The following is a 9373-nucleotide window of genomic DNA, read 5'->3' as shown; positions in this document are numbered from 1 at the left end:
CGTCCGGCGCATGGCCGTAGCCGCGGCGCACCTTTCCGAAATCCTTCGAGTCGGGCGGCGCGAGCGACGGCAATTGCCCGCCGAAAAGCGACTTGGAGCTGCGGATATCGACCGGCGCGGCGCCGGGCCGTCCGACCTGCCAGTACCAGCCCGACAGGGGCAATTCGAAGCGCGGATCGCCCACGGGTCCGAGATCGCGGTCAGGGTCGCCGGGTGCGACGAGGTTCGACGCCAGTGTGTTGGCATAGACCAGAAGGCGCTGATCGAACGCCTTCTCGGTATTGTCGCGATAAAGCGTCGACAGGATGAGGCCTGCGATGAGCAGGATGACGAAGCTCCAGAACAAGGCCGAGACCGCCAGCCGGACCGMGATGGAGCGTCCGGTCAGCCGATCGTAGATCGGCGCGAACCGGTCGAGAACCGGAGCGAGCCGATCGAGGCTCGGACGCAGGCGCCTCACGTTCGGGTCTGGCCCGTGTCGAGAAGATAGCCGAGCCCGCGGACGGTCTGGATGATGTCGACGCCCAGCTTCTTGCGCAGCCGGCCGATGAACACCTCGATGGTGTTCGAATCCCGATCGAAATCCTGGTCGTAGAGATGCTCGGTGAGTTCGCCCCGCGACACGATGCGCCCGGTATGGTGCATCAGGTAGGAGAGCAGCCGGTATTCATGCGAGGTCAGCTTGATCGGGTTGCCGTCCACCGCCACGCGTCCCGAGCGGGTGTCGAGCTTCACCGGACCGCAGCTGATCTCGCTCGTGGCGTGGCCCGTCGCCCGGCGGAGCAGCGCCCGCACCCGCGCCAGCAATTCTTCCATGTGGAACGGCTTCGTAACGTAGTCGTCTGCGCCCGCGTCGAAACCCTGAACCTTGTCGCTCCAGCGGTCCCGCGCCGTCAGGATGATGACCGGCATCTTGCGGCCCTCCCGGCGCCAGGCGTTGAGCACCGACACGCCGTCCACATTGGGAAGGCCCAGATCGAGGATGGCGGCATCATAGGGCTCGGTCTCGCCGAGGAATTGCCCTTCTTCGCCGTCGAACGCATGGTCGACCGCGTAGCCCGCCTGTTCCAGGGCGGTCACGATCTGCTTGTTCAGGGTCTGGTCGTCCTCGACAACGAGAAGGCGCACGCTTGAAAATTCCTATCAGCCGGATGGGGGATGGAGATTGCCGCCACAGGACCAGACAACGCGCCACAACGCAATATGCCGGATTTGGCCTCGTGGCACGCCTGTGACTAGTGGACCGATTTCACGCGCCCGGAGGGTCCGTCTATCGTGATCTGCACGAGACGGCCATCCTTCTGCAGCGCCATGATGACATAGACCAGCGCATCGTCGCCCTGGCAGAGATTGGCCCGCACCACGTCGGAATTGGGCACCTGCTTGCGGGCCGTGATGACGGCGGCGGCGGGCGCCACGACGCCCTTGGCGGCGATGGCCTCCCGCATGGCGCGGGGATCGAGGCAGTTCTCGAGGGCGGTGGCGGCGCTCTGGGCATGGACCGGCCCCACGATCCCCGCAAGGGCGACGCTCCAGAGCGCGATGCCCCGAAGGGCTATGATCCAATGTGCCAGACGCATCGACCAGACCATAGCCCGAGGCACTGAACAAAGGCTGAATGTAACTCTAGCCCACGATCTGCTTCGTGGCGGCGATGCGAAACACCGTCGAGGCGATGAACCCGCCCGCTGCGACGAGCTGGGTCACGGCTTCGGCGAAGGCGGGCGTTTCGAGGCCGGTGACGTCGAGGCCGAAAAGCCCGAGGCCAAGTGCCGCCAATCCGATCAGGTTGGACCAGATTGTCCGGCTCGACAGGAGGGTCTTGGAATCGATCATGGAAAAATGTCCTTTCAGGATAACGATGGTGACAGGCCGAGCCCGAGCGCGTCCTGTTCGACTGCGAGAACCCGCCTCCTCCACCCACGTCCGAAGACGGACCAGGTGGCGAGGCGGGCGAGAAAGCCGAGACGTGCCCGCGTGAGGCGCCGGACGAGATCGTCCGGATCGGCCCGCGAAATGGCCGCGAGCGTTTGCGGACCGACGATCCCGTCGACCTCCACGCCGAGGATGGACTGAAGCTGGCGCACCGCGCGCGGGACGCCGGAATTCACCGCGAAATCGAACAGCGCGAGCGCGACCCCGGGCGGCATTTCGGACGCCTTCATGGCGTCCCAATAGAAGAAGCGGTAGATGACGGCGGCCTCGTCCTTCGTGAGCCGGCGCACATCGTCGGCGTCGGCCCGGCCACCGCGAGCGCGCGCGAGCGTCCGCTGCGTGATGCCGAAATTCGTCGCGCCGCCGGGGTCGAAAGGATGGCGAACGAATCCGCCTTCGTGCCCGAGCACGACAGCGAGGCTTCGGGCGAAACGGGGATCGTCGGTCGCATCGTTCATGTCAGAGCTCCGCCTGAAGTCCGATATAGGCCGCGCTGCCGAGATGAATCTGTCCGACCGCGCCGGCTGCGCCGCTGAACGAGGTCGATGCCTGGAAACGCAGCACGAGCGCCGATGCCGTGGCGGGCACCGCGGTCACGACACTGACGCTCCCCGAACTCGTGATCCAGGCGGCGCTCGCCGGATCGTAGCACCCGACCTGGTTGCTCGTGGGCGATGCGCCGGCCCAACCCATGGACGGCAACTGGATCGACGGCGCGGCCCGCATGGGAACCGGAAACGCGTACGGTATCTCGATCAGGTTGACACCGCGGCGCTGCGCCAGCCCCGCCATCATCAGCAGGGTGGTGCCGCTCGATGCGACGCGCTGGTAATATCGCCGGCAGCGGGTTTCCTCCGCGTCGAGCCAATCTCCGATCCAGGGCGTGGCGCGTTCTCCGAATTCGAGCTTCGGGCGCAGAAAGGTGGTGGTGCCCGAACTCTGCAGCCGCAGCACGAGGTGGCCGGTGGTGGCAGGATCGAGGGTCACGGTCACCGAGCGCCGTCCCGGGCCCTCGGCGAGCGTCACCGCCATCGAGCCGATCGTCACGGGCATCGGAGCGGACAGGTTCTCGACCGAGAATGTCAGTGTCAGGCCGGCGAAGTTCGACGATCCCACAAGCGACGGCGCCTGCGCCACGTCGACGACCTGTTCGATGGTCCCGGTAAACGAGATCGTCCCGTCGGCGAGCCTGTTCATGGTGCTGCCTCCCGCGCCGGACTTCCAGCGGTCGTAACCGTAAACGCCCGTCGAGAGCGCGGTTCCAGCATAGGCGCGCTGGTTGACGAGGAAAGCCGGATTGACGAGCAGATTGCCGCCGGGAGCGGAGAACCCGCTCGGGAACGACACCATGCCGGTGGCGCTTTCGATGCGCAGGGCTTCGTGCCACTGGCTCCCGTCGGGCGACACGCGGATGCCGAAATCGTCGTTGCCCACGAGGCCCGTCTCGGCACGTCCGCTGTAACCGCTCTGGTAGAGCTGCGAGAGCACGTTGCCGGTCGCCTCCTTGTTGAGCACGAATCTGAGATCGCCGGTGCCGCCCTCGTCGCGACCTTTGGCCGTGAACAACGTCGTGTTGAGTTTTGCCGCGAGCGGGTTTCCGGAATCGGGCGCGGTGCCGATGCCGAGGCGTTCGAATTCCGCCACGTCGCTGGCGAGATCGCGCCAGACGGTGCCGTTGAACACCAGGGAGGCGTCGTCGGCCTCCACATGGGCGCGCCAGCCCGCCTTCGGCACGAAGAAGCGCCAGAGACCGAGATCGAACAGCGCAATCTCGCCCGCATGGCCCGCGAAGGCGCCGATGCCGGCATCGCCCACGAGATAGCGGTCGCCCTCGAGCGGCGAGACCGGCGGGTTGTTGCGATCCCGCTCCTTCACGCTGAGATGCAGGAGCGCGTCGATGACGGCGAGCGCTTCATTGTGCGTGACGTGTTTCTGCGCCTGCGCTGCGGCGAGCAGCGGCAGCGCCAGATGCGGCGTTGTCGACATCGGACTTCCTTGTTGTGAATGGTTTGCTAGACGCCGGATGCCACGGCGACGGCGTTGACGCTCTCGAAGCCGCGCCCCGCGACGCTGCTCATCTGCACGACGCGAAGGCTGAGCACCGATTGCGGGGAACCGAAATCCGCAAGCTCCTGATCGGCCGGATACGTCACCTTCGCATCCGTTGCGTGGAGCGTGCGCAGGACATTGCCGCCTTGCAGGATGTCGATCTCGTAACGCTCGACGCTTTCGCCGAGCGGGATCTCGATGGGTTCCCACGCATCGCCGTCGACACGGCTTCGGCGCAGCCATGAGATCGTCACGTGATCCGGCATCCGCGTGGCCGTGACCCGCACAGGACTGAGCGGGCGCAGCGCATCGCGCCCGACCGTCGCAGTGAATTCCACGAAAGCCGGGTCCGCGTGGTCGAGCAAGGCAGGGCCGACGCGATAACGCCAGGTCTGGCCGAGATCGCGGAGATCGCTCGCAAGCGGCGCCACCGCTTCGTCGAGGCGCACGATGAGAGCGCCCGCCGGAACGGCGCGGGCCGCTTCCGCCTCGCCGCCCGACAATCCGCGCAACAGGCGCGACAGCCGATAGCGCCGCTCGCCCACGAGTTCCGCCCGGGCGGCCGATAGAATTTCAAAGCGGCCATCCGTGCCCCGCACGGCGAACAGGTTGCCGCCCGCGAGGGCCGCCTCGTCGTCGATGGCGCTGACCGTGCCGGATGAAATCTCGATATCGACGACCGCTTTGGGATCGAATCGCCAGAGGGGACCCGCCGCGAGCTCGCTCGTCGTGACGCCGATGATGGCCGGCAGATCGAGAATGCGATGCGCCGTGTAGCTCGCGCCGTTCGAGGACCGCCAGATCGTGACGGCGCTCGGCCACGGATCGGCCGCGGCCGCGATGAATTGCAGCGGCGTCGGATCGCCCACGCTCGTCGGCAGATCGAGCACGACCACCAGGGGTTTGCCCGCCACCGGCGGTGGGCGTTTGGTCGGGCGCGGAATGGACGATCCCGGTGTTTCGAACACCGCGGGCTCGATGGCCCGTGAGGTGATCTTGCGCGTCGGGCCGTCGGCGATGCGTACAATGCGATGAAGCTTGTCTCCCGCATCGGTCGGCAGCGCGACGACGTCGCCGGGTTCGAGATCGATGCGCCGGTGCGACAGCTCGAATTCGGCGCCTTCGCGCGCCGCCCACAAATCCTGCAGCCACGCATCCGCGTGTCGCTGCGCTTCCGCCCGCCGCGTGATGAGCGGCGAATCCGCGCGCGCTTCGCGCCGGCTCGACCCCGACAAGCGACGTGAGGCGACCGTGGCGCGGCGATAATCGGTCTCAGAATCCGTAAAACCGATCTCGACCTGCTGCGGCAGCTCCGTTTCCTGCGAGCGGGTGAGCTTGAGGGCCGGAACCTTCTCGTCCATCACGAGATCGTCCTTGGCGATCGGAATGACGCTTCGGCCGCCGCGGCCGCGCCACCGCGTCGTGCCGCCCGACGCCACCGCATCGACGCCGAAGATCCGCATCAAGGGTTCGAGCGCGCCGCGGGCCGACATGGGGCGGTCGACCACGTAGCCGTCCGTGAAGCCGTCGAGGGGCAGCGGGCCGGGATCGGCCAAGCCGAAATCCTTCAGGATCGCGGCGATCAGCCGGTCGAGCGCAGCGCCTTCGATGCGGCCCGTGATCCAGTGACCGGTCTCCCAATTGCCGCCATCTGCCCATACGGAGGTGAAATCCGGGAAGGCCGGAAACGGCCGCGCGTCCCATGCCCACACGAACATGTTGGCGGGGTCGACCATGGGCCGGCCGTAGACCGGCGAGACCGGATTGAAAGCGGCTTGAAACCCGCGCAGGGCCGGATCGAACCGCGACAGGATCGCCTCCACCCCGCGCGCCTGCATGAGATCGTCGCGCACGCCGCGCGAGAACGGCGGATAGGCGGATTCCGAGGATTTCGGATCGGGAAACACGTTGGGTCCGTTCGTGCCCTTGTCCACGGCCGGAATACCGATCTCGGTCAGCCAGATGGGCTTCGAATGGGGGCGCCAGCCGGTGGTGCGAATTTCCACGCCGCCGATGCGCTCCACATGCGGGTTCGACCACCAGGATATGAGATCCTTCTGGCGAAACACCCAGGGTTTGCCGGCCGCGCCGTCGGTGATGGGCGTGCGTACCTGAGCGGCGCGATCGGACGCGTTGGCGTAATACCAGTCGAACGCCTCGCCCCCGCCGAGACGATTGCGCAGATATTCCACGTCGTGGACGCTGCGGGCCAGCGCGAGATCGGCATGGTCCGGGCCATCGCGCCAATCGGAAAGGGGCGGATAATAATCGATGCCGACCGCGTCGATGGCCGCATGGGAAAAGAGCGGATCGAGCGGGAAGCGCACCTCGTCGCCGCCGTCGCGCACATGCGCGCCGTATTCCGTCCAATCCGCCGCGTAGACGAGATCGGTGACGCTGCCGAGGATGTCGCGCACATCGCCTGCGAGATCCTTGAGTTTGTCCACCGCGGGATAGATTCCGGATGCGGAGCGCACCCGCGTCAGTCCCACGAGCTCGCTGCCGAGAATGAAGCCCGAGACGCCGCCGGCTTCCTTCGCCAGATCCGCATAATGCAGCACGAGCCGGCGAAAGCCCCATTCGCGATCGAACCATTGCGCCACCTGCGTGGCGGCCACCGACGTGCCGTCGGGCGATCCCGACAAGCCGGGTGCGGGATGACAGGTGATGCGGCCGCGCCAGGGATAGGCGGCCTGCCCCGTGCCGCCATAGGGGTCCGGAAGGCTGTTGCCGATCGCCACGTCCATCATCACGAACGGATAGAGCACCACCTCCAGCCCACGCTTCTTCAAGTCGCGGATCAGCCGGATCACGGATTGGTCCGAGGGCGTGCCGCCATAGGCCGGCGCGCCGTCGACCTGCGACACCTCCCTGGCATCCGCCCGCGCGACGCCTGCGACCGACCACGCCTCGTCCTCGTTCTGCTTGGTTCTCAGTTCGACACGCGGTTCGATGGCGCATTGTCCAGCGCGAAGATCGTCGCCGAACCAGCTGACCACCAGCGAGACGCGCTTCAAATTGGGGCAGATCGCTTCGAGCGCATCCAGGGACGCGGTCACATCCGTCTTGCGCTGGAGTTGATGACGGTTTTCCGGCCGCGTCGTGCCGAGACCGAGGCTCTGCGTGATTCCGACGGTGTCGTAGCCGAACTCGCTCGCGCCCGGAATCAGGCAGACCGCGCGCACCATGTTGTTCAACCCGTCGACGGGTCGGATGACCTCGAACGAGAATTGCGGCACGCGATTGCCGAACTCGGCAAGAGACAGGCGCTCGAACACCACATAGGCGAGGCCACGATAAGCCGGCGCGTTGGCGGCCCCTTCCTTGGCGACGATCAGCGGATCGGCGGCCTGCGATTCATGACCGCGATGAACCCGCATGGTGATCGTCGAAAGGTCGATCTCGCGGCCATCGGCCCAGACGCGGCGAATGAACGCGATGCGCCCTCGCACAGGCCCACCGCCAGATTGGCATAATACGAATAGGTCGTGGTCTTGGTCTTCGCGCCGCCGCCGCCGAGAGCCTTGCCGCCCTCGCTGCCCGAGCGCTCGGTCTTCGTGTTGGCCTGTTCGATGAGCCGCGTCGCCCAGATCAATTGTCCACCGATGCGGGCGCGGCCATAGACGCGCGGGATCGGCGCGCCCTCGGTGGATGTCAGGCCGTCGATCTCCTTCAGGCGCGGACCTTCGACGACCTTGTCCTCGCTGCCGCCCATCAACGCATTGTCGATGGCGGCGCCCGCCAACCCGCCGAGCGCGCGGCCGGCCATGGCGCCCAAGGGCCCCGCCACCATGCCGCCGACGACGGAACCGACAGTCTGCAGAACGAGCGTGGCCATGGGATTCTTTCAGGATCGGGATTTAAGGAAAGCGGAACGCGTAGGCGAGATGGCGGCGCCACCAGGGTCGGAACGCCACTTCGGTGACGCAAGCGCCGTCATGCGCATGCACCATGGTGTCGGACGAGGTTGCGATGGCGCAGTGCTTGGCGGGGCAGTGATCGCGCCAGCGGAACAGCAGCACGTCGCCGCCGGCAATCTGCCGCGGCGCGATTTCGACGAGATGACGCCGGGCCGCGCCAAGCAACGTATCGGCGCCCGCCTCCGCCCAATCGGGCGAATAGGGCGGCGGCATTTCGGGCTCTGCGCCCATCACCTCCCGCCAGACTCCCCGGAGAAGGCCGAGGCAATCGCAGCCCACGCCTCGCAGCGAGGCCTGGTGGCGGTAAGGCGTGCCGATCCACGCGCGGGCGGCGTCGACGATCGAGGGAAGGGGTGAGTGGGGAAGGAGTGAGTGGTGAGTAGGAGAAGGGTGTGCAGCCGGTTGATCATCGTCGACACAATCCACGTTGTTTCTCCAGCCATTCATGCCACTCACCACTCACACTCACCACTCGCTCACTTGAAAAAGCTGCCGCCATCGAGGCCGGGCTCGCCCTGGCGCGGAATGCGGATGATGAAATCGTTGCCGGGCATGTGTGGAAAGCCGCGGAAGTTCACCACGTTCTTGAATTTCTTGCGGCAGGTCGCGTGGTTCTTGTCGCAGCCGGCGGTGACGCGAAACGTGTCGCCCACGAGGATCGGTTGCGGCGCGCGCTGCCAGAGGTCGAACTCGTCGATGCCGGAGATCGCCCGATGCACTTTCACCTCGACGGCGATGCCCGCATTGGCGCCGCCCGTCCAGGTGAGCTGCCCCGCCGTATAGAACCCGTCGCCGCCCGCGATGCCCGATGCGGCGATGACCAGCGCACCGTCGGTGCGCGTCACGATCCCGCTGCCGCTGTAGCTGGACGAGGCAAGATTGATACCGCATTTCGCGTCGCCGAGATCGGCCGAGCAGGTGGAGCGAAAGAGGCGCCCGCGCTCCTCGTCGAGTCGGTGCATGAGCCCCCTCACCTCGGCGACGAAGCCGCCATCGGCGCGGCGGATCTCGCCGAGCGACCCGATATCGAGCAGCAGGCGTTGCGAGACGTCGCTCCAGTTCACGAGCCACGTTTCCACATTGGCATCGTCGTAGAAGCCGGACGAGATGTCGTCCTCGGTCAGGCCGGCGGACACGAGTGCGCCCGACACCTCGCCGCCACCGACCGCGAAGCCGAGTTCGGCCGTGGCCTCCGCCGCCTCGAGGCCTGAACGCGCCCCGAAGACAATCCCGCCGAAGACGAGATCGCGATCGTGATCGGTGAAGCCGAACGCGACGCCGTCGCGGCGAACGAGCTTCCAGCAATGACACAGGTTCGTGGCCCCGTCCGCGAGATGCGCGGCGAGGTTCGGTGGGATGGAGCGCATCGGGGATTCCGTGAGAGGTGAAGGGGTGCAGGGTAAAGGGGTGAAAGGGGGAAGAGGTGAAGGGGTGAAAGGGGCGAATGGCGAATGGCGAATGGGGAATGG

The 9373-nt window shown here is 66.6% G+C and carries 7 protein-coding genes and 2 pseudogenes; all 9 read right to left on the bottom strand.

Annotated elements, in window-relative coordinates:
• Positions 1-460 (bottom strand): annotated as a pseudogene (locus AC1DVM_RS21490) (sensor histidine kinase); the annotation flags it as partial.
• Positions 457-1128, bottom strand: a complete 672-nt coding sequence (locus AC1DVM_RS21485) for a response regulator transcription factor (protein ID WP_477257880.1) — start codon at positions 1126-1128, stop codon at positions 457-459. The pseudogene AC1DVM_RS21490 and the gene AC1DVM_RS21485, both read right to left, overlap by 4 nt.
• Positions 1129-1235: 107 nt before the next feature.
• Positions 1236-1580, bottom strand: a complete 345-nt coding sequence (locus AC1DVM_RS21480; protein ID WP_477257878.1) for a PepSY domain-containing protein — start codon at positions 1578-1580, stop codon at positions 1236-1238.
• A gap of 46 nt (positions 1581-1626) precedes the next feature.
• Positions 1627-1836, bottom strand: a complete 210-nt coding sequence (locus tag AC1DVM_RS21475) for a hypothetical protein (protein WP_477257876.1) — start codon at positions 1834-1836, stop codon at positions 1627-1629.
• Between the two features lie 14 nt (positions 1837-1850).
• Positions 1851-2393: a glycoside hydrolase family 108 protein gene (locus tag AC1DVM_RS21470; protein ID WP_477257874.1), complete on the bottom strand. Its 543-nt coding sequence runs from the start codon at positions 2391-2393 to the stop codon at positions 1851-1853.
• A gap of 1 nt (position 2394) precedes the next feature.
• Positions 2395-3921: a DUF2793 domain-containing protein gene (locus AC1DVM_RS21465; RefSeq protein ID WP_477257872.1), complete on the bottom strand. Its 1527-nt coding sequence runs from the start codon at positions 3919-3921 to the stop codon at positions 2395-2397.
• Positions 3922-3947: 26 nt separating this feature from the next.
• Positions 3948-7822, bottom strand: a pseudogene (locus tag AC1DVM_RS21460) (baseplate multidomain protein megatron).
• Positions 7823-7844: 22 nt separating this feature from the next.
• Positions 7845-8246 (bottom strand): NlpC/P60 family protein, encoded by a 402-nt coding sequence (locus AC1DVM_RS21455; RefSeq protein WP_477257882.1) that lies wholly within the window; start codon positions 8244-8246, stop codon positions 7845-7847.
• Positions 8247-8380: 134 nt separating this feature from the next.
• Entirely contained in the window at positions 8381-9271 is an 891-nt protein-coding gene (locus AC1DVM_RS21450; protein ID WP_477257870.1) for a DUF2163 domain-containing protein, read from the bottom strand.
• Positions 9272-9373 lie beyond the last annotated feature (102 nt).

The sequence above is a fragment of the Microvirga sp. P4_A5 genome (genome assembly GCF_056402495.1).
Note: the sequence above shows the minus strand (reverse complement) of the source record. Positions and strands in the feature narration are given on the sequence as shown.